We start from the raw sequence: 18,561 nt of genomic DNA on the forward strand, positions 1-18,561 counted from the left end.
GTTAGCGCTTCGAGTACTGGGGCGCGCGGCGGGCCTTCTTGAGACCAGCCTTCTTGCGCTCCACCACGCGAGCGTCACGCGTGAGGAAACCGGCCTTCTTGAGCTCGGGGCGGTTGTTCTCCACGTCGATCTCGTTGAGGGCACGGGCCACGCCGAGGCGCAGCGCGCCGGCCTGACCCGAGGGGCCTCCACCGTGGATGCGCGCGTGCACGTCGAACTTGCCCTCGATGTCGAGGAGCGCGAACGGCGAGTTCACGAGCTGCTGGTGCACCTTGTTCGGGAAGTAGTCCTCGAGGGTGCGGCCGTTGATAACCCAGGTGCCGGTGCCGGGCACCAGGCGCACGCGGGCGACGGCCTCCTTGCGACGGCCAAGGCCGGCGCCGGGGGCAACATTGGAGGCACCCTTGCCGCGCTCGGGCGCGGTCTCGGAGGTGTACTCGGTGGGGGTCTCGTTCTCGACCTCGGTCGTCACTTCTGCCACTTTCATCAATCCTTAACTGCGGCGCTTACTGCGCGACCTGGGAGATCTCGAACACCTGCGGCTGCTGCGCGGCGTGGGGGTGCTCCGAGCCCGCGTACACCTTGAGGTGCTTGAGCTGGTTGGCGCCGAGCGTGGTCTTCGGGAGCATGCCCTTGACCGCGTTCTCGATGACCCGGCGAGGGTTCTTCTCGAGGAGCTCGCCGATCGGAACGGCGGAGAGGCCGCCCGGGTAGCCCGAGTGGCGGTAGACCATCTTGTCGGTCAGCTTGTTGCCCGACAGGGCCACCTTCTCAGCGTTGATGACGATGACGAAGTCACCGCCGTCGACGTGGGGCGCAAACGTCGCCTTGTGCTTGCCGCGGAGCAGCGAAGCGGCCTGAGAGGCCAGACGACCGAGGACCACGTCAGTAGCGTCGATGACATACCAGTTCTTGGTGACGTCACCCGGCTTGGGAGAATACGTACGCACTGTGAAGCCTTACTTCTACTCGATTCGGTGGACGGTGACGGAATCACCGCGAAGCATTTCGGTCGGCGGGACCTGCGGGGGCGAGTGGGAGGCACCGTCCACAAGGGAACGCACAACGACGCACCATCATACGCGGGAGGTGGCGCGGCGGTCAATCCGACACCGGCCTGCCCCGCGCGTCGGTCACGGCAGGGTGCGCCTGCCCCGGGTAGCCTCGGCGCGCGCCGCAAGCGAGGAGTCGTCCGGATACGCGACGGACTCGAGCGTGAGCCCATGCGCCGGCGCCACCGCGATCGCCGAGGATCGCCCCTCCGTGGCGGCCACCACCTCGAGCCAGTCGAGGTCGCGGCGACCCTCTCCCACCGCGAGCAGCGCGCCCACGAGCGAGCGGACCATCGAGTGGCAGAAGGCATCCGCGCGCACGGTCGCGACCACGAGCCCCGCATCGGGGCCGTCGCTCTCGCGTCGCCACGACAGTTCGAGCAGGTCGCGGATGGTCGTCGCGCCCTCGCGTCCGCGACAGAAGGCGGCGAAGTCGCGCAGTCCCGTGAGGGTGGCCGATGCCCTGTTAAGGGCGTCGACATCGAGGGGGCGGCGCACGCGCGCCACGTGGCGACGGGTCAGGACGTCGGGCACCCCGTCGCAAATGCGGTACGCGTAGCGACGCTGCGTGGCAGAGAACCGCGCGTCGAATCCCTCCGGCGCGATCGACACCGCCTTGATCACGACATCGTCGGGAAGCAGCCCATCCAGCCGGCTCGCGAGCCCCTCCGCGGGGCTACGCGGCGCGCGACCGGGCAGCCGCTCCCACGAGTCGAGGTCGATGTCCACATGGGCGACCTGACCGCGCGCGTGGACCCCCGCATCGGTGCGTCCCGCGACGGTGACGCGGGGAGCGCGGTCCTGGCGCAGGATGCGCGTCAGCGCGTCCTCCAGGACCCCCTGGACGGTCCGCAGGCCCGGCTGGGCGGCCCAGCCCGAGAAGTCGGTCCCGTCGTACGACAAGTCGAGGCGGGCCCGCACGATCGTCGACTGCTCGATCATGCGGACCCGCCTCGTGTGCGCCTCACAGAGAGGCGGTGACTACTTGGTCTCGGCGTCCGTCGCGGTCGCCTCGGCCGCGGGGGCCTCGGTCTCCTCGACGGTGGTGTCCTCGACGACGGTCTCCTCGGCCGGAGCCTCCTCGACCTTCTCGGCCTTCGCCTTCTTGGGCGCGGCCTTCTTGGTGGCCTTCTCGGCCTCCTTGGTCACGGCCTTCTTGGCGGGCGCACCGGCCTCGACCAGCTCGATCACCGCGAGGGGCGCGTTGTCGCCCTTGCGGAAGCCGACCTTGGTGATGCGGGTGTAGCCGCCGTCGCGCTCGGCGAAGCCGGGGCCGATCTCGGCGAAGAGCCTGTGGACAACGCCCTTGTCGGAGATGATCCCGAGCACCTTGCGGCGCGAGGCGAGGTCGCCGCGCTTGGCGAAGGTCACGAGACGCTCGGCGTAGGGACGCAGGCGCTTGGCCTTGGTCACCGTCGTGGTGATGCGGCCGTGCTCGAAGAGGCTCTGCGCAAGGTTCGCCAGCATCTGACGCTCGTGCGCGGGGCCGCCGCCGAGGCGGGCTCCCTTAGTGGGGGTAGGCATAGTTGCGGATTCTCCTTGTTACTCGTCGCTGCCCGAGAAGTACACGGACGAGGCGCTGTCGTACTCGACGGCGCTGTCCTTGAGGGAGAAGCCCAGCTCGGCGAGCTTCTCCTTGACCTCGGTGATCGACTTCTGGCCGAAGTTGCGGATGTCCATGAGGTCCGCCTCGGAACGCGCGGTGAGCTCACCCACGGTGTGGATGCCCTCACGCTTGAGGCAGTTGTACGACCGCTGCGTGAGGTTGAGCTCCTCGATCGGCTGGTTGTAGTCCTCCTCGAGCGACTCGTCGGTGTCCGACGGGCCAATCTCGATGCCCTCGGCGGCCTCGTTGAGGCCACGGGCGAGGGAGAACAGCTCGACCAGCGTCGCACCGGCCGACGCCACGGCGTCACGGGGCGAGATCGAGGACTTGGTCTCGACGTCGATGACCAGCTCGTCGAAGTCCGTGCGCTGCGCGACACGGGTCGCCTCGACCTTGTAGGTCACCTTGAGCACGGGCGAGTAGATCGAGTCGACGGGGATCTGACCGATCTCGGCGTCGTAGCTCTTGTTGAGCGCGGCGGGCACGTAGCCACGACCACGCTCGACCGTGAGCTCGACCTCGAACTTCGCCTTCGCGTTGAGCGTCGCGATGTGCAGGTCGGGGTTGTGGACCTCGACGCCGGCGGGCGGCGCGATGTCCGCGCCGGTCACCGCACCCGCGCCGGACTTGCGCAGGTACATGACGACGGGCTCGTCGTGCTCCGACGAGACCACGAGGTTCTTGAGGTTGAGCAGGATCTCGGTCACGTCCTCCTTCACCCCGTCAATGGTGGTGAATTCGTGGAGGACACCCTCGAAGCGCACCGCCGTAATGGCCGCGCCGGGAATCGACGACAGCAGGGTACGGCGGAGCGAGTTGCCGAGCGTGTAGCCGAAGCCCGGCTCGAGCGGCTTGAGCGAGAACTGCGAACGGTTCTCCGAGATGACCTTCTCGGTCAGCGTGGGACGCTGTGCGATCAGCACGGTTCTTTCCTTTCCGAGCATCCGCTATCTGATGCTCGCGATCCCTGTCGGGTTCGGTCCGACGGGGGCCAGAAGATGAGGTGAGGGCGGTCGCGGGGCCGATGCTGGGCATCGGCCCGCGACCTTGGTGCGCGCGGCGGAACCGCGCGCTGCGTGCTAGTTGCGGCGGCGCTTGGGCGGGCGGCAGCCGTTGTGCGCCTGCGGGGTGACGTCCTTGATGGAGGTCACCTCGAGGCCGGCGGCCGTGAGCGAGCGGATCGCGGTGTCGCGGCCCGAGCCCGGTCCCTTGACGAACACGTCAACCTTGCTCATGCCGGCCTCCTGGGCGCGGCGAGCGGCGGCCTCGGCAGCCATCTGGGCGGCGTAGGGGGTCGACTTGCGCGAACCCTTGAAGCCCACCTGGCCGGAGGACGACCACGACACGACGGCACCCGAGGGGTCCGTAATCGAGATGATCGTGTTGTTGAAGGTCGACTTGATGTGAGCCTGACCGTGAGCGACTGTCTTCTTGATCTTCTTGCGCGGCTTGCGCGTGGGAGCGGCCATGGCTTACTTCTTCTTTCCGGCGACGGTCTTCTTGCGGCCCTTGCGGGTGCGGGCGTTGGTCTTGGTGCGCTGTCCGCGGACGGGCATGCCGCGGCGGTGACGCAGACCCTGGTAGTTGCCGATCTCAACCTTGCGGCGAATGTCGGCTGCCACCTCGCGGCGCAGGTCACCTTCGACGGTGAAGTTGCCCTCGATGTAGTCGCGGATCGCGACCAGCTGCTCGTCCGTCGCGTCCTTCACGCGGAGGTCCGCGCTGATGCCGGTCGCGGCGAGAATCTGCTCGGCGCGGGTACGCCCGACGCCGTAAATGTAAGTGAGTGCGATCACCATGCGCTTATCGCGCGGGATGTCGACACCAACGATGCGTGCCATTGTGGGGTTCTACTCCATCAGTAGTCGGAGGTCTGACGCTCGACCATCCCGCTTAAGCGAAGCGGGCCCCGGCCTCCGAGCCGGGGGTTCGTGCTGGGTCGAACGAGGATGCTTCTGGGTGTGTCTAGCCCTGACGCTGCTTGTGGCGCAGGTTCTCGCAGATGACCATCACTCGGCCATTGCGTCGGATCACCTTGCACTTGTCGCAGATGGGCTTGACGCTGGGCTTAACCTTCATGGTTCTTTCCTGCGCCGTCGTCACGCACGAATGCGCTCCGACGACGACTCACTTGTAGCGGTAGACGATGCGGCCGCGGGACAGGTCATAGGGGCTGAGCTCCACCACCACGCGGTCCTCGGGGAGGATTCGGATGTAGTGCTGGCGCATCTTTCCGGAGATGTGAGCGAGCACCAGGTGCCCGTTCGTCAACTCCACTCGGAACGATGCGTTGGGCAGGGCTTCAACCACCACACCCTCAACCTCGATGACGCCGTCTTTCTTGGCCATGAACTCCGCTAACGTTGATTGACTCGGATGCGGGCGCGCGAAAACGCCCAACGGAAAACTATACGGCATCCGGATGCGGGTCTCAACCGGGCCTCGACGTCGCTCCCGCGCGAGGCCACCGAGCGGACTCGCGAGGGCGCGGAAATCCTGCGGCTCCCCGAGGGACGATGCCGGGTTCGGCCGGGGGACGATGCGCGAGTCGGCCTAGCGGAACGCGTTGCGTAGTCGCTGGACGGCCAGTCCCGCGATGCGGGGATCGCGGTGATCCGCGAGGCGGCGCACCACGGACGACGGCGTCTTCGGGTTCCCGAGCAGTGCGCCCAAGACCTCGAGGCTCGAGTCGTGGCCAAGCGACACCAACGCGCCCATGGGGCAGTCGGTGCGAGCGGCAACGGCGGCACGTACGGAGGGGTCGCGGTGAACGGCGTACGGAAGGAGGTCCTGGCCGCTCACATCCGCGTCGAGGGCGCGCCTCACGTCTTCGGATGCTCCGCTCGCGGGAACCACCATCGCTCACCTCCGCGCCTGTCGGCGCCCGGCGATCGTCACCGGGCTGTGGAATGTATCCTCACCATCGCCGGGCGGCTGGTCAAACCATTGTGATGAATCAGACATCGCCCCACGTACGCGACAGACGGGACACCGCGTCACGGATGCCGCGGCCCCACCGCGGGCCGGGGTGCAAGCACGCGTGCGACGCGCTCCCCCACCGGCGATGCGACCTCCCGCGGCGGCGCGGTGCGCGCCCCCTGGTGCTCCTCGATCTCCTGGACGCCCGAGCGCGTGGGCGCCAGGGTCACGCCGTCGAGCGCGCGGCGGGCGAGGCGCGCGACGTCCTCGCGCCGATGCACGGCGAGCCGCTCGAGCACGTTGCGAGGGGTCACCGCGTTGCGCGCGAGCGCCTTGAGGACCGCCGGCTCGCGATCCCCCACGAGCACCGCCGCAATCGATCCGGCGAGCCCCGCGCCCGCGGCGAGCGACACCCTGACCGACGTCCTTCGGTCATGCGCGAGCGCGGCCTGCATGCCGAGCGGACAGTCGGGCCGCGACGCGATCGCCTCCCGCACCACCGCCTCCTTGTGCTGCGCCAACTCAAGGATCCGCGACCGCGCGAGGCCGTCGGAGCGTGCCTCCATCACCACGGCGCGCACGCCATCGTCGCGGGCCTCGCTCGCCACCGGCACGCCGGAGGCCGCCATGAGGGCACGGGACCATCCGTCGTCCGACACCCGAACCTCCTCGCCTTGGTGAGGGCGAGGCTAGGCCGCGGGTGTGAGCAACGCCTGTCCGCGCGGTTGCGGGCGGGTGACGCGCAGGCAAATCCTGGGTGCCGTCACGCGCTGGGTCGCGACGCGGGGGGTGACGGCGGCGGTCTACGAGCCGACGGGCGGCCGGAAGCCGCGCACCGGCGCGGAACGCGTCGGACGCGCGGGCAGCGGCTCAACCGGTTTGGCCGGAGCTGCCGGAGGAGTCGCCGCGCTCATCGCGGCGTCGGCCGCCGCCGCGAGCGACTGCTCGGCCGAGGCCTCGAGCATGGCCTGACGGCGCGCCTGTGACTGCTCGAACACGCGATCGCGCAGTTCCGGCGTGTGGAGATCCTCAGCTGTCGTGCCGCCGGCGCGCGCCTCGAGGGCCGCGGCCGCCGCGACGCGGACGTCCGCCTTGCGGCTTGCCGCAAGGGCGTCCAGGATGTCGGGCGTGGTCGCAGGGTTGTTCACGACCGCGACCTGAACCTCCTGATGACGGTCGTGCGACAGGTACTCGAGCACGGAGTGCAGGACGCGCGGGTTGCTCGCGATCGCCACCCGCACCGCCGGCGCATGATCGTGCGCGAGCGTGACCATCAACCCAAAAGGGCAATCCTCGCGACGTGCGATTGCCTCGCGCACCATCGCGTTGCGTGAGCCACCGAGCGCGGTGAGCCGCTCCTTGGACAGCCCCGGCTGCGCGGCCTCGTCGACCTCCGCGCTCGCGCCGGGCGCGTAATTGAACCCTCGCGCCATGCCCGCCTCCTCAGCGTGCCGACGGTGGAGACCGCCGGCTATCGGGAGGCTATCGCCGGGTCGTTGCCCCTGCGTGGCGCGGATGTAAAGGGCGCGTGAACTCGCGCGGCGAGCGCGCTACGGCGCGACGGGGACAATCCCGTGGGTGGCCAGGCGTGCCGCCCCGCCGTCCGCGGCCGTGAGCACCCAGATTCCGTCGTCGTGCACGGCAATCGAGTGCTCCCAGTGGGCGGCCCGGGAGCCGTCGAGCGACACCACAGTCCACTCGTCGTTCAGCGTCGCCGAGTCGGGCGTACCGATCACGAGCATCGGCTCAATCGCGACGCACATGCCGGGACGCACCCGCGGGCTGCGTCCGCGCACGCTGTAGTTGGGGACGTCTGGCTCCATGTGCATCGCGGAGCCGATCCCGTGGCCCACATAGCCCTCGAGCGGGTGGAGTCCCGCCTCATCCGCGACGTCCTCGATCGCGGCGGACACCTCCGCGACGCGCTCCGCTGTCGCGAGGGCGGCGATACCTGCCCACAACGCGCGCTCGGTGGCCGACACGAGCGCGACATCGGCCTTGGACAGGGGGTCGCCGATGATGAACGTGCGAGCGCTGTCGGCGTGCCAGCCCTCGACCACTGCGCCGCAGTCGATCGAGACGACATCTCCCTGGGCCAGGACGCGGTCACCGGGGATGCCGTGCACGACCTCGTCATTGACCGAGATGCAGACCGTGGCAGGGAAGCCGTGGTACCCGAGGAAGTTCGAGGTGGCCCCCGCTTCCGCGATCACGCGTGCCGCGGCGGAGTCGGCATCGAGGGTGCGGGCTCCGGGGACGCACGCGGACTGAGCCGCCGCGAGGGCCTGCTCGACGATGACGCCGGCGCGGGCCATGACCCGCATCTGCTCGCGGGTCTTGAGCTCGATCCGTCCCGCCATCGGTCAGCGCGCGACGGCGGCGACGAGTCGTGCGGTGACCTCGTCGATGTCGCCGAGTCCGTCGACCTGCACGAGCAGGCCGCGGCCGGCGTAGAACGCGGTGAGCGGGGCGGTCGAGGTTGCGTAGACCTCGAGGCGCTTGCGAATCACCGGCTCGGTGTCATCCGCGCGTCCCTCGATCTCGGCGCGCTTGAGCAGCCGCGCCGTGACCTCGTCGACATCCGCGGTCAACTCAATCGCGACGTCGAGCGCGACGCCAAGGTCGCCGAGCATCGAGTCCAGCTCGACCGCCTGCTCTGGATTGCGCGGGTACCCGTCGAGGAGGAAGCCAGCCGCGGCATCGTCCTCTTCCAGGCGCGCCCGCACCATCGCATTGGTGACCTCGTCGGGGACCAGGGCCCCGGCGTTCATGTACTCCTGCGCACGGCGCCCGAGCGGGGTGCCGCCCTTGACGTTCGCACGGAAGATGTCGCCGGTCGAGATCGCCGGGACGCCGAACCGCTCCGAGAGGCGGGCGGCCTGAGTGCCCTTGCCCGCACCGGGAGGACCGAGGAGTACTGCACGCATTACTTGAGGAACCCTTCGTAGTGACGCTGTTCGAGCTGCGACTGGATGCGCTTGACGGTGTCGAGTCCCACTCCCACGAGGATCAGCACCGAGGCACCGCCGAAGGGGATCGAGGTCGACAGGCCCAGCGCGACGAACACCAGTGTGGGCGCCAGCGCGACGATCGCGAGATACAGCGAACCGGCCGCGGTGATGCGCGACAGCACGTAGTCGAGGAAGTCGGCGGTCGGGGTCCCCGGACGGATGCCGGGAATGAAGCCGCCGTACTTCTTCATGTTGTCTGCGACCTCAGTCGGGTTGAACGTGATCGCGGTGTAAAAGTACGCGAAGAACACGATCAGCAGCGTGTACAGCGCGATGTGGAGCGGGGCCCCGGGATCCGCGATGTTGTTCTCGAGCCACACCATCCACTCGGACGGGTCGTTGCCCTGGAACTGACGGATCACCTGCGGGATCATGAGCAGCGAGGACGCGAAGATCACGGGGATGATGCCCGCCATGTTGATCTTCAGCGGGATGTAGGTCGAGGACCCGCCGAGCATCTTGCGGCCCACCATGCGCTTCGCATACTGCACGGGGATGCGGCGCTGCGACTGCTCGACGTAGACCACCGCAACGATCACCACGAGGACCACGAGCGCCACAATCAGCGAGTTCGCCGGGCCGTTCGAGGAGTTCCAGATGGTCATGGCCGCACCGGGGAACGAGGCGGCGATCGAGGTGAAGATGAGCAGCGACATGCCGTTGCCGACGCCACGCTCGGTGATGCGCTCGCCGAGCCACATGATGAACACCGTGCCCGCCGTCATGGTGAGGACCATGATGAGGATGACGTTCCACGTGTCGTTCGGGATCACGGGCACCGAGCAGCCGGGGAAGAACACCCCGTTGCGCGCCATCGTGATGTACGAGGCCGACTGGATCGCGGCGAAGCCCACGGTGATGTAGCGGGTGTACTGCGTGAGCGTGGCCTGGCCCTCGGCGCCCTCCTTGTAGAGGGTCTCGAAGCGAGGGATCAGCACGCGCAGCAGCTGCACCATGATCGACGCGGTGATGTACGGCATGATGCCGAGCGCGAAGACCGAGAGCTGCAGCAGCGCGCCGCCGGAGAAGAGGTTGAGGATCTGGAACGCCGTGTTCGTGCTCGTCTGGTTGAGACACAGTTCGACGTTGCCAAAGTCGACGCCCGGGGTCGGAATCGACACACCCAGGCGGTAGATGGCAATGATGCCAAGCGTGAAGAGGAGCTTCTTCCGCAAGTCCGGGGTGCGGAACGCACTCACGAAGCCACTCAGCATTGATCCTCCAGTGCGGGGTATTGAGAAGACGAGGATACGCGACCGGGCCCGTCCCTCAGGACGGGCCCGGTGCGATACTAGCCCTCGTTGACCGAGCCGCCCGCGGCCTCGATCTTGGTCTTCGCTGACTGCGAGACCTTATCGGCGTCCACCAGCGTGACCTTCACAGAGATCTCGCCCTCGCCCAGGACCTTGACGGGCTGGTTGCGCCGCACGGCGCCCTTCGCCACGAGGTCGGACTTGGTGACCTCGCCGCCCTTGGGGAACAGCTCGCCGAGCTGACCCACGTTGACGACCTGGTAGTACACCTTGAACGGGTTCTTGAAGCCACGCAGCTTCGGGATGCGCATGTGGATGGGCGTCTGGCCACCCTCGAAGCGCTCCGGAACCTGGTAGCGAGCACCGGTGCCCTTGGTACCGCGGCCCGCGGTCTTACCCTTCGACGCCTCACCACGACCCACACGGGTCTTCTTGGTGTGTGCGCCGGCGGCAGGACGGAGGTGGTGGACCTTGAGGGTCGACACCTTCTCCACGGGCTCCTGGACCTTGGGCTCGGCCTTCTTGGCGGCCGGCTTCTTCGCGGCAGGCTTCGCCTCGTCGGCCTTCGCCTTCGCGGCGGGCTTGTCAGCCGCAGCGGTGGCGGGTGCCTTCTTGGCGGCCGGCTTCTTGGCGGCGGGCTTGTCAGCCGCAGCCTTGGCCGGAGCCTTCTTGGCGGCCGGCTTCTTGGCGGGAGCAGCCTTCTCGGCGGTCTCCTCGACCGGCTTCTTGGCCTCAGCCATCAGTCAACCTCCTCAACGGTGACCAGGTGGTCAACCGCCTTGACCATCCCGCGGATCTCGGGACGGTCCTCCTTGACGACGATGTCGCCGATTCGCTTGAGGCCGAGCGACCGCAGGGTCTCGCGGTGCTGCGGCTTGGTGCCGATCGCCGACTTCTTCTGAACGACCTTGAGTCGTGCCATGACTACTTCACCCCCGCTGCCTGGGCGCGGAGCATCGCGGCGGGAGCCACGTCCTCCACGGCCTTGCCACGGCGGGCGGCGACGGCCTCGGGGCGCTCGAGGCGCTTGAGGGCATCGACGGTCGCGTGCACGATGTTGATCGCGTTGGACGAGCCGAGCGACTTGCTCAGCACGTCGTGGATGCCGGCGCACTCGAGCACGGCGCGCACCGGACCACCGGCGATCACGCCGGTACCCGGGGACGCGGGGCGCAGGAACACGACGCCCGCGGCGGCCTCACCCTGCACGGCGTGCGGGATGGTGCCCTGGATGCGCGGGACGCGGAAGAAGCTGCGCTTGGCCTCCTCGACACCCTTCGAGATCGCGGCCGGCACCTCCTTCGCCTTGCCGTAGCCGATGCCGACGTTGCCCTCGCCATCGCCCACGACCACGAGCGCGGTGAAGCTGAAGCGACGACCGCCCTTCACGACCTTGGCGACGCGGTTGATGGTGACGACGCGCTCGACGAACTTGTTCTCCGGCTCAGAGTCGCGACGGTTTCCGCCGCGACGGCCGCTGTTGTTGTCAGCCATAATTCCTCACTCCTGGCCGCGCCCTAGAGGGCGAGGCCCGCCTCTCGGGCGCCGTCCGCCACGGCAGCCACGCGGCCGTGGTACTTGTTGCCGCCACGATCGAAGACCACGGCGTCGATGCCCGCGGCCTTGGCACGCTCGGCGACCAGCTGGCCGACCTTCGAGGCCTTGGCCGTCTTGTCGCCGTCCAGCGCACGCACGTCGGCCTCGAGGGTCGACGCGGAAGCCAGGGTCTTGCCCACGGTGTCGTCGACGATCTGCGCGACCATGTGGCGCGCCGAACGCGTCACGACGAGGCGGGGACGGGCGGTGGTGCCGGAGATCTTCTTGCGCAGGCGGAAGTGGCGACGCTTGCGCTGAATCGCCTTGCCCTTGCCCTTGATTGCGATACCCATGTCTTACTTACCCGTCTTTCCTGCCTTGCGGCGCACGTTCTCGCCGGCGTAGCGGACACCCTTGCCCTTGTAAGGCTCGGGCTTGCGAATCTTGCGGATGTTCGCGGCGACCTCGCCCACCTGCTGCTTGCTGATGCCAACAACGGTGAAGCGGGTGGGGCTCTCGACCGTGAAGGTGATGCCCTCCGGCGGGGTCACGACGACCGGGTGCGAGAAGCCGAGCGCGAACTCGAGGTCCGAGCCCTTCAGCGCCACGCGGTAACCGGTGCCGACGATCTCGAGCTTCTTCTCGTAACCCGTGGTCACACCCGTCACCATGTTGGCGATCAGGGTGCGCGTGAGTCCGTGAAGCGACTTCGAGACACGCTCGTCGTTGGGGCGCTTGACCTCGAGGGCCTCGTCACCCCGCTCGACCGTGATGGGGGCGGCGACGGTGTGGGAGAGGGTGCCCTTGGGGCCCTTCACCGTGACGTCGGCGCCGTCGATGGTGATGTCCACCCCGGCCGGGACCGGAACGGGGATCTTGCCAATGCGGGACATTGCTCTTGTTCTCCTTTCCGGTTACCAGACGAACGCGACGACCTCGCCGCCGACGCCCTTCTTTTCGGCCTCGCGGTCCGTGAGGAGACCCGAGGAGGTGGACAGGATGGCCACGCCGAGGCCGCCAAGGACCTTCGGCAGGTTGGTCGACTTCGCGTACACGCGCAGGCCGGGCTTCGAGACACGGCGCACGCCGGCGAGCGAACGCTCGCGGTTGGGGCCGTACTTGAGCGTGAGCGTCAGCGTCTTGCCAACCTCGGCGTCGGTGACGGTCGAGCCAGCAATGTAGCCCTCCGCCTCCAGGATCGCCGCGATGCTCGACTTGAGCTTCGAGTGAGGCATGGCCACGGTCTCGTGGTAGGCCGCATTCGCGTTGCGCAGACGCGTGAGCATGTCTGCGATGGGATCAGTCATCGTCATGAGTCTTGAACTCTTCCTCGCCGTGGTTTCCCCGAAGGGGACCTGTGGCGTAGTGGTTTACCAGCTGCTCTTGGTGATGCCGGGAAGCTCACCGCGGTGAGCCATCTCGCGGAAGCACACGCGGCAGAGGCCGAACTTGCGGTACACCGAGTGCGGACGTCCGCACCGCTGGCACCGGGTGTAGGCGCGGACGGCGAACTTCTGCTTGCCGGCGGCCTTGTTCTTCAGCGCGGTCTTGGCCATGTCCTACTTCTCCTTGAACGGGAAGCCCAGCTGCTTGAGCAGCGAGCGGCCCTCGTCGTCGGTGGTGGCGGAGGTCACGATCGTGATGTCCATGCCACGCACGCGGTCGATCTTGTCCTGGTTGATCTCGTGGAACATCGACTGCTCGTTGAGACCGAAGGTGTAGTTGCCATGACCGTCGAACTGCTTGGGGCTGAGGCCGCGGAAGTCACGGATGCGGGGAAGCGCGACCGACAGCAGTCGGTCGAGGAACTCCCACATGCGGTCGCCGCGCAGCGTGACGTGCGCGCCGATCGGCTGACCCTCGCGCAGCTTGAACTGCGCGATGGACTTGCGAGCCTTGGTGACCTGCGGCTTCTGCCCGGTGATCGCGGTGAGATCGGCGATGGCGCCCTCGATGAGCTTCGAGTCCTTCGCCGCGTCGCCCACACCCATGTTGACGACGACCTTGGTCAGCCCGGCAACCTGGTTGATGTTCTCGTGCCCGAACTCCTCGCGCAGCTGCGCGATGATCTCGTTGCGGTACTTCTCCTTCAGACGAGGAGTAGTGGTCGCGGTGGCCATCAGACGTCCTTACCCGAGCGCTTGGCGACACGCACGCGCACAGTGCGCTTGCGGCCGTCACGCTCGACCTCTTCCGTGCGGTAGCCCACACGGGTGCCCTTCTTGGTCTCCGGGTCCACGAGCATCAGGTTCGAGATGTGGATCGGGGCCTCGACGGTGACGAGACCGCCCTCCGCGTTGTCGCGGCGGGTGCCCGGCTTGATGTGCTTGGTGACGCGCTGGATGCCCTCGACCAGTGCGCGCTCGCGCACGGGGTCGATGGACAGCACGCGACCCTGCTGACCGCGGTCACGGCCGGCGATGACGACCACGAGGTCGCCGGTCTTGATCTTCGCCATTAGATGACCTCCGGTGCCAGCGAGATGATCTTCATGAACTTCTTGTCGCGCAGCTCGCGGCCCACGGGGCCGAAGATGCGGGTGCCGCGCGGGTCACCATCGAGGTTCTTGAGGATCACTGCGGCGTTCTCGTCGAAACGAATGTACGAACCGTCGGGACGACGGCGCTCCTTGGTGGTGCGCACGACGACCGCCTTGACGACGTCACCCTTCTTGACGTTGCCGCCGGGGATAGCGTCCTTGACGGTGGCGACAATGATGTCGCCGATGCCGGCGTAGCGACGGTGCGAGCCACCGAGCACGCGAATGCAAAGGACTTCCTTTGCACCCGTGTTGTCGGCGACGCGCAGCCGCGACTCCTGCTGAATCATGTCTTAGTCTCCTGTCGTCTGGTTCTCGCCGACACCTCGGCGAGCCTGGTCGAACCTTCTACTTGGCCTTCTCGACGATCTCGACCAGGCGCCACCGCTTCGAGGCGGACAGGGGTCGAGTCTCCATCACCACAACGAGGTCGCCGATGCCGGCGGTGTTGTTCTCGTCGTGGGCCTTGATCTTGCTGGTGCGGCGCATGACCTTGCCGTAGAGCGGGTGCTTGACGCGGTCCTCGATCTCCACGGTGATGGTCTTGTCCATCTTGTCCGACGTCACGTAGCCGCGACGCGTCTTGCGGTAACCGCGCTGCTCCTCGGCCGCCGCCGTCTCATTCTTGGTCGACATAGTGTTTCCTTAAGCCTTCGCGGAGGGCGCGGTGCGGATGCCGAGCTCCCGCTCACGCAGAATCGTGTAGATGCGAGCGATGTCGCGCTTGACCGCCTTGAGGCGGCCGTGGTTCTCGAGCTGACCGGTGGCCGACTGGAAGCGCAGGTTAAACAGCTCCTCCTTGGCCTTCTTCAGCTCCTCAACCAGGCGCTCGTCCTCCATCGCGTCCAGCTCGGACGGCATGAGGTCCTTGGTACCGATGGCCATTAGATGTCACCACCCTCACGGGTCACGAAACGGGTCTTCATGGGGAGCTTGTGCTGCGCACGACGCATGGCCTCGCGAGCGAGCTCCTCCGGGACGCCGGCGAGCTCGAACATCACGCGACCGGGCTTGACGTTCGCGACCCACCACTCGGGCGAGCCCTTACCGGAGCCCATGCGGACCTCGGCAGGCTTCTTGGTCAGGGGACGGTCCGGGTAGATGTTGATCCAGACCTTTCCGCCACGCTTGATGTGGCGGGTCATCGCGATACGAGCTGCCTCGATCTGACGGTTGGTGACGTAGGCGGGCTCCAGAGCCTGGATGCCGAAGTCGCCGAACGACACTGCGGTGCCACCGGTCGCCGCGCCCGAACGCTTCGGGTGGTGCTGCTTGCGGTGCTTCACACGACGGGGGATAAGCATGTCTGTCAGCCTTCCTTACCGGCCTCGGCAGGAGCCTCGGCAGCGGGGGCCTCGGCCGCGGGGGCCTCGGACTGGCGGGGGGCGGCGTCACGGCGCGGGCCGCGGTCGGGACCGCGGTCGCCGCCGCGGCGGTCGCCACGGCCACGCTGCGGACGGGGGGCCTTCGCCTGCTCGGCGGCCCACTCCTTCTCCGTCATGTCGCCCTTGTAGATCCACACCTTCACGCCGATCTGGCCGAAGGTGGTGCGGGCCTCGAAGAAGCCGTAGTCGATGTTCGCGCGGAGCGTGTGCAGGGGCACACGGCCCTCGCGGTAGAACTCCGAGCGCGACATCTCGGCGCCACCCAGGCGGCCCGAGCACTGCACACGGATGCCCTTGGCGCCGGCGCGCAGCGCGGACTGGATGCCCTTGCGCATGGCACGACGGAACGACACACGCGAGGCGAGCTGCTCGGCGATGCCCTGAGCGACGAGCTGAGCGTCGATCTCGGCGTTCTTGACCTCGAGGATGTTGAGCTGGACCTGCTTGCCGGTCAGCTTCTCGAGGTTCGCGCGCAGCTTGTCGGCCTCGGCGCCGCGGCGACCGATGACGATGCCGGGACGCGCGGTGTGGAGGTCCACACGCACACGCTCACGGGTGCGCTCGATCTCCACCTTCGAGACGCCGGCGCGCTCAAGGCCCGCGGACATCATCTTGCGGATCTTGACGTCCTCGTCCACGTAGTCGCGGTAGCGCTCGCCCTTCTTGGTCGAGTCAGCGAACCAGCGCGAACGGTGGTCGGTCGTGATGCCCAGGCGGTAGCCGTGGGGGTTGACCTTCTGTCCCATTACTTGGCCCCTTACTTGGACGCGACCGGGGTCGCGACGGTGACGGTGATGTGGGAGGAGCGCTTGAGGATCTGGTTCGCCCGGCCCTGAGCGCGCGGCTGAATGCGCTTCATGGTCGGACCCTCGTCCACGTAGATCTCCTTGATGACGAGCTCGCGCTCGTCGAAGCGCTCGCCGGCCTTGTCGGCCTTCACACGCGCGTTGGCGATCGCCGACTCGATGAGCTTGCGCACATCGGTCGCGACGGCCTGCGGCTGGAACTTCAGCGAGGCAGCGGCCTCAACGGCGTTCTGACCACGGACCAGGTTCACGACGCGGCGAGCCTTCTGAGCGGTCACGCGGATGTACCGCGTCTGCGCCTTGGCTTCCATGTTCTTACTCCTCTTACCTTCGCTCAGGCGCCTTAGCGGCGGCCCTTGCGGTCGTCCTTGACGTGGCCCTTGAACGTGCGCGTCGGGGCGAACTCGCCCAGCTTGTGGCCGACCATCGACTCGGTGACGAACACCGGGACGTGCTTGCGGCCGTCGTGCACGGCAAAGGTGTGACCCAGGAAGTCGGGCGTGATGACGGACCGACGGGACCAGGTCTTGATGACGTTCTTCGAGCCGGCCTCGTTCTGGGCGTCCACCTTCTTCTGCAGGTGGTCGTCGACGAAGGGGCCCTTCTTCAGGCTGCGTGGCATTCTTCAGGCTCCCTTAACGCTTGTTCTTGCCGGTCTTGCGGCGACGCACGATGAGCTTGTCGCTTTCCTTGTTCTGCTTGCGGGTGCGGCCCTCGGGCTTGCCCCACGGGCTCACAGGGTGACGACCACCGGAGGTCTTACCCTCACCACCACCGTGAGGGTGGTCCACGGGGTTCATCACGACACCACGCACGGTCGGGCGCTTGCCCTTCCAGCGCATGCGGCCGGCCTTACCCCAGTTGATGTTCGACTGCTCGGCGTTGCCGACCTCGCCGACGGTCGCGCGGCAGCGCGCGTCGACGTTGCGGATCTCGCCGGACGGCATGCGCAGCTGCGCGTAGGGGCCGTCCTTCGCCACGAGCTGCACCGAGGCACCCGCGGAGCGGGCGATCTTGGCGCCGCCACCCGGCTTGAGCTCGATCGCGTGAACGACCGTACCCACGGGGACGTTGCGCAGCGGCAGGTTGTTACCGGGCTTGATGTCGGCACCCATGCCGGCCTCGACACGGTCGCCCTGGCCCAGCTTGTCGGGGGCGATGATGTAGCGCTTCTCGCCGTCCGCGTAGTGGAGCAGCGCGATGCGCGCGGTGCGGTTGGGGTCGTACTCGATGTGCGCCACGGTCGCGGGGACGCCGTCCTTGTCGTGACGACGGAAGTCGATCACGCGGTAGGCGCGCTTGTGACCGCCACCCTGGTGACGGGTGGTGATGCGACCGGTGTTGTTACGGCCGCCCTTCTTGTGCAGAGGGCGAACGAGCGACTTCTCGGGCTCCGAGCGGGTCACCTCGACGAAGTCGGCGACGGACGAGCCGCGACGGCCCGGCGTCGTCGGCTTGTACTTGCGAATAGCCATGAGTGCTTACCTGTGTCCTTCTAGCCTGCGTGGCCCGAGAAGATGTCGATAGCGCCGCCACCGGCAATCGTCACGATCGCGCGCTTGACGTCCTTGCGCTTGCCCAGGCCGAAGCGCGTGCGGCGCGTCTTGCCCTTGCGGTTGATGGTGTTGACGGAGGCAACCTTCACACCGAAGATCTGCTCGACCGCGATCTTGATTTCGGTCTTGTTCGAGCGCGGGTCCACCTCGAAGGTGTACTTGCCCTCGTCCATGAGGCCGTAGGTCTTCTCGGAGACGACCGGGCGGACGATGATGTCGCGGGGGTCCTTGTTCAGCGTGGTCACGTTACTTCTCCTCCGCCTCAGACTCCGTCGCAACGGCCTTCGCGGACTTGCCGGTTGCCGGACCCGCGATGAACGCGTCGTAGGCACCCTGCGTGAAGACCGTGTCGTCGTTGACGAGCACGTCGTAGGTGTTGAGCTGGTCGACCGCGATGACGTGCACCTCGGCGACGTTGCGCAGCGACAGCAGCGACAGCTCGTCGTTGCGCTCGAGCACCACGAGGGCGCTGCGGCCGCCGGTGATCGATGCGAGCGCCTCGAGAGCGGCCTTGGTCGAGGGAACCTCGCCGGAGACGATGCTCTCGACGACATGCACGCGGCCGGCACGGGCCCGGTCGGACAGGGCACCGCGCAGGGCGGCGACCTTCATCTTCTTGGGGGTGCGCTGCGAGTAGTCGCGCGGCTGCGGGCCGTGGACGGTGCCACCGCCTGCAAACTGAGGAGCGCGGATCGAACCCTGGCGGGCGCGTCCGGTGCCCTTCTGCTTGTAGGGCTTCTTGCCACCACCCGCGACCATGCCGCGGGTCTTGGTGGCGTGAGTGCCCTGGCGCGCGGCGGCGAGCTGCGCCACCACGACCTGGTGGATGAGGGGGACGTTGGTGTCAACGTCGAAGATGTCGGCGGGAAGCTCGACGTTCAGCTTGGTAGCCATGGAG

Annotated in this window: 33 protein-coding genes and 1 pseudogene; all 34 read right to left on the reverse strand. The window is 67.6% G+C overall.

Annotated features, from left to right (window positions below; translation table 11 throughout):
• Position 1: 1 nt before the first annotated feature.
• Positions 2 to 481: a 30S ribosomal protein S9 gene (gene rpsI, locus ABEA62_RS06830; RefSeq protein ID WP_345379278.1), complete on the reverse strand. Its 480-nt coding sequence runs from the start codon at positions 479 to 481 to the stop codon at positions 2 to 4.
• Between the two features lie 25 nt (positions 482 to 506).
• Entirely contained in the window at positions 507 to 950 is a 444-nt protein-coding gene (gene rplM / locus ABEA62_RS06835) for a 50S ribosomal protein L13 (RefSeq protein ID WP_286215022.1), read from the reverse strand.
• 183 nt (positions 951 to 1,133) lie between these two features.
• Positions 1,134 to 1,994: a tRNA pseudouridine(38-40) synthase TruA gene (gene truA, locus ABEA62_RS06840; RefSeq protein WP_345379280.1), complete on the reverse strand. Its 861-nt coding sequence runs from the start codon at positions 1,992 to 1,994 to the stop codon at positions 1,134 to 1,136.
• Positions 1,995 to 2,033: 39 nt separating this feature from the next.
• A complete protein-coding gene (rplQ, locus tag ABEA62_RS06845) occupies positions 2,034 to 2,576 on the reverse strand; it encodes a 50S ribosomal protein L17 (RefSeq protein ID WP_286215020.1) in 543 nt (180 codons plus the stop codon).
• Positions 2,577 to 2,594: 18 nt separating this feature from the next.
• A complete protein-coding gene (locus ABEA62_RS06850) occupies positions 2,595 to 3,581 on the reverse strand; it encodes a DNA-directed RNA polymerase subunit alpha (protein ID WP_286215018.1) in 987 nt (328 codons plus the stop codon).
• A 156-nt stretch (positions 3,582 to 3,737) separates the two neighbouring features.
• Complete coding sequence (gene rpsK / locus ABEA62_RS06855) at positions 3,738 to 4,127, reverse strand: 30S ribosomal protein S11 (protein WP_062463072.1); 390 nt, start codon at positions 4,125 to 4,127, stop codon at positions 3,738 to 3,740.
• A 3-nt stretch (positions 4,128 to 4,130) separates the two neighbouring features.
• The gene (rpsM, locus tag ABEA62_RS06860) at positions 4,131 to 4,499 is read right to left on the reverse strand and encodes a 30S ribosomal protein S13 (RefSeq protein ID WP_286215015.1); all 369 of its coding nucleotides are present in this window, start codon (positions 4,497 to 4,499) and stop codon (positions 4,131 to 4,133) included.
• 124 nt (positions 4,500 to 4,623) lie between these two features.
• A complete protein-coding gene (gene rpmJ, locus ABEA62_RS06865; RefSeq protein WP_062069916.1) occupies positions 4,624 to 4,737 on the reverse strand; it encodes a 50S ribosomal protein L36 in 114 nt (37 codons plus the stop codon).
• A gap of 48 nt (positions 4,738 to 4,785) precedes the next feature.
• Positions 4,786 to 5,007: a translation initiation factor IF-1 gene (gene infA / locus ABEA62_RS06870; protein ID WP_042213122.1), complete on the reverse strand. Its 222-nt coding sequence runs from the start codon at positions 5,005 to 5,007 to the stop codon at positions 4,786 to 4,788.
• A 204-nt stretch (positions 5,008 to 5,211) separates the two neighbouring features.
• Complete coding sequence (locus ABEA62_RS06875) at positions 5,212 to 5,484, reverse strand: hypothetical protein (protein ID WP_286215010.1); 273 nt, start codon at positions 5,482 to 5,484, stop codon at positions 5,212 to 5,214.
• Positions 5,485 to 5,654: 170 nt separating this feature from the next.
• Positions 5,655 to 6,236 (reverse strand): hypothetical protein, encoded by a 582-nt coding sequence (locus ABEA62_RS06880; protein WP_286215007.1) that lies wholly within the window; start codon positions 6,234 to 6,236, stop codon positions 5,655 to 5,657.
• A 144-nt stretch (positions 6,237 to 6,380) separates the two neighbouring features.
• Positions 6,381 to 7,010, reverse strand: a complete 630-nt coding sequence (locus ABEA62_RS06885) for a hypothetical protein (RefSeq protein WP_286215005.1) — start codon at positions 7,008 to 7,010, stop codon at positions 6,381 to 6,383.
• A 117-nt stretch (positions 7,011 to 7,127) separates the two neighbouring features.
• A complete protein-coding gene (gene map / locus ABEA62_RS06890) occupies positions 7,128 to 7,937 on the reverse strand; it encodes a type I methionyl aminopeptidase (protein WP_286215003.1) in 810 nt (269 codons plus the stop codon).
• Between the two features lie 3 nt (positions 7,938 to 7,940).
• Positions 7,941 to 8,504, reverse strand: coding sequence for an adenylate kinase (locus ABEA62_RS06895; protein ID WP_286215002.1), 564 nt, complete (start codon positions 8,502 to 8,504; stop codon positions 7,941 to 7,943).
• On the reverse strand, positions 8,504 to 9,802 hold the full coding sequence (secY, locus tag ABEA62_RS06900; RefSeq protein WP_286215000.1) for a preprotein translocase subunit SecY: 1,299 nt from the start codon (positions 9,800 to 9,802) through the stop codon (positions 8,504 to 8,506). Before secY ends, ABEA62_RS06895 begins: the two co-directional genes overlap by 1 nt.
• 77 nt (positions 9,803 to 9,879) lie before the next feature.
• Complete coding sequence (gene rplO / locus ABEA62_RS06905; RefSeq protein WP_286214999.1) at positions 9,880 to 10,581, reverse strand: 50S ribosomal protein L15; 702 nt, start codon at positions 10,579 to 10,581, stop codon at positions 9,880 to 9,882.
• A complete protein-coding gene (rpmD, locus tag ABEA62_RS06910) occupies positions 10,581 to 10,763 on the reverse strand; it encodes a 50S ribosomal protein L30 (protein WP_062293932.1) in 183 nt (60 codons plus the stop codon). Before rpmD ends, rplO begins: the two co-directional genes overlap by 1 nt.
• Positions 10,764 to 10,765: 2 nt before the next feature.
• Positions 10,766 to 11,335: a 30S ribosomal protein S5 gene (gene rpsE, locus ABEA62_RS06915; protein ID WP_286214998.1), complete on the reverse strand. Its 570-nt coding sequence runs from the start codon at positions 11,333 to 11,335 to the stop codon at positions 10,766 to 10,768.
• A gap of 23 nt (positions 11,336 to 11,358) precedes the next feature.
• Positions 11,359 to 11,730: a 50S ribosomal protein L18 gene (gene rplR / locus ABEA62_RS06920; RefSeq protein WP_286214997.1), complete on the reverse strand. Its 372-nt coding sequence runs from the start codon at positions 11,728 to 11,730 to the stop codon at positions 11,359 to 11,361.
• Positions 11,731 to 11,733: 3 nt separating this feature from the next.
• Positions 11,734 to 12,270: a 50S ribosomal protein L6 gene (gene rplF, locus ABEA62_RS06925; protein ID WP_286214995.1), complete on the reverse strand. Its 537-nt coding sequence runs from the start codon at positions 12,268 to 12,270 to the stop codon at positions 11,734 to 11,736.
• Between the two features lie 21 nt (positions 12,271 to 12,291).
• A complete protein-coding gene (rpsH, locus tag ABEA62_RS06930; protein ID WP_286214993.1) occupies positions 12,292 to 12,690 on the reverse strand; it encodes a 30S ribosomal protein S8 in 399 nt (132 codons plus the stop codon).
• 57 nt (positions 12,691 to 12,747) lie between these two features.
• Positions 12,748 to 12,933 (reverse strand): type Z 30S ribosomal protein S14, encoded by a 186-nt coding sequence (locus ABEA62_RS06935; RefSeq protein ID WP_286214991.1) that lies wholly within the window; start codon positions 12,931 to 12,933, stop codon positions 12,748 to 12,750.
• A 3-nt stretch (positions 12,934 to 12,936) separates the two neighbouring features.
• On the reverse strand, positions 12,937 to 13,497 hold the full coding sequence (gene rplE, locus ABEA62_RS06940) for a 50S ribosomal protein L5 (protein ID WP_286214990.1): 561 nt from the start codon (positions 13,495 to 13,497) through the stop codon (positions 12,937 to 12,939).
• On the reverse strand, positions 13,497 to 13,835 hold the full coding sequence (gene rplX, locus ABEA62_RS06945) for a 50S ribosomal protein L24 (RefSeq protein ID WP_286214988.1): 339 nt from the start codon (positions 13,833 to 13,835) through the stop codon (positions 13,497 to 13,499). The genes rplE and rplX overlap by 1 nt, the downstream gene beginning before the upstream one ends.
• Positions 13,835 to 14,206, reverse strand: coding sequence for a 50S ribosomal protein L14 (rplN, locus tag ABEA62_RS06950; RefSeq protein ID WP_062293953.1), 372 nt, complete (start codon positions 14,204 to 14,206; stop codon positions 13,835 to 13,837). Before rplN ends, rplX begins: the two co-directional genes overlap by 1 nt.
• Before the next feature lie 58 nt (positions 14,207 to 14,264).
• Entirely contained in the window at positions 14,265 to 14,552 is a 288-nt protein-coding gene (gene rpsQ, locus ABEA62_RS06955) for a 30S ribosomal protein S17 (RefSeq protein ID WP_286214979.1), read from the reverse strand.
• 21 nt (positions 14,553 to 14,573) lie between these two features.
• Positions 14,574 to 14,801 (reverse strand): annotated as a pseudogene (rpmC, locus tag ABEA62_RS06960) (50S ribosomal protein L29); the annotation flags it as partial.
• The gene (rplP, locus tag ABEA62_RS06965; protein WP_286214975.1) at positions 14,801 to 15,220 is read right to left on the reverse strand and encodes a 50S ribosomal protein L16; all 420 of its coding nucleotides are present in this window, start codon (positions 15,218 to 15,220) and stop codon (positions 14,801 to 14,803) included. The gene rplP and the pseudogene rpmC, both read right to left, overlap by 1 nt.
• Before the next feature lie 5 nt (positions 15,221 to 15,225).
• Positions 15,226 to 16,047, reverse strand: coding sequence for a 30S ribosomal protein S3 (rpsC, locus tag ABEA62_RS06970; RefSeq protein WP_345379303.1), 822 nt, complete (start codon positions 16,045 to 16,047; stop codon positions 15,226 to 15,228).
• A gap of 11 nt (positions 16,048 to 16,058) precedes the next feature.
• On the reverse strand, positions 16,059 to 16,418 hold the full coding sequence (gene rplV, locus ABEA62_RS06975; RefSeq protein WP_286214974.1) for a 50S ribosomal protein L22: 360 nt from the start codon (positions 16,416 to 16,418) through the stop codon (positions 16,059 to 16,061).
• A 32-nt stretch (positions 16,419 to 16,450) separates the two neighbouring features.
• Entirely contained in the window at positions 16,451 to 16,729 is a 279-nt protein-coding gene (rpsS, locus tag ABEA62_RS06980) for a 30S ribosomal protein S19 (protein WP_286214972.1), read from the reverse strand.
• Positions 16,730 to 16,742: 13 nt separating this feature from the next.
• On the reverse strand, positions 16,743 to 17,582 hold the full coding sequence (gene rplB, locus ABEA62_RS06985) for a 50S ribosomal protein L2 (protein WP_286214970.1): 840 nt from the start codon (positions 17,580 to 17,582) through the stop codon (positions 16,743 to 16,745).
• 20 nt (positions 17,583 to 17,602) lie between these two features.
• Positions 17,603 to 17,908 carry a 50S ribosomal protein L23 gene (gene rplW, locus ABEA62_RS06990; protein WP_286214968.1) on the reverse strand — a complete coding sequence of 102 codons (306 nt, stop codon included), beginning with the start codon at positions 17,906 to 17,908 and terminating at the stop codon, positions 17,603 to 17,605.
• 1 nt (position 17,909) lies between these two features.
• Positions 17,910 to 18,557, reverse strand: coding sequence for a 50S ribosomal protein L4 (gene rplD / locus ABEA62_RS06995; protein WP_286214967.1), 648 nt, complete (start codon positions 18,555 to 18,557; stop codon positions 17,910 to 17,912).
• Between the last annotated feature and the right edge of the window lie 4 nt (positions 18,558 to 18,561).

The organism is Demequina sediminis, assembly GCF_039545075.1.
GTDB classification, from domain to species: domain Bacteria; phylum Actinomycetota; class Actinomycetes; order Actinomycetales; family Demequinaceae; genus Demequina; species Demequina sediminis.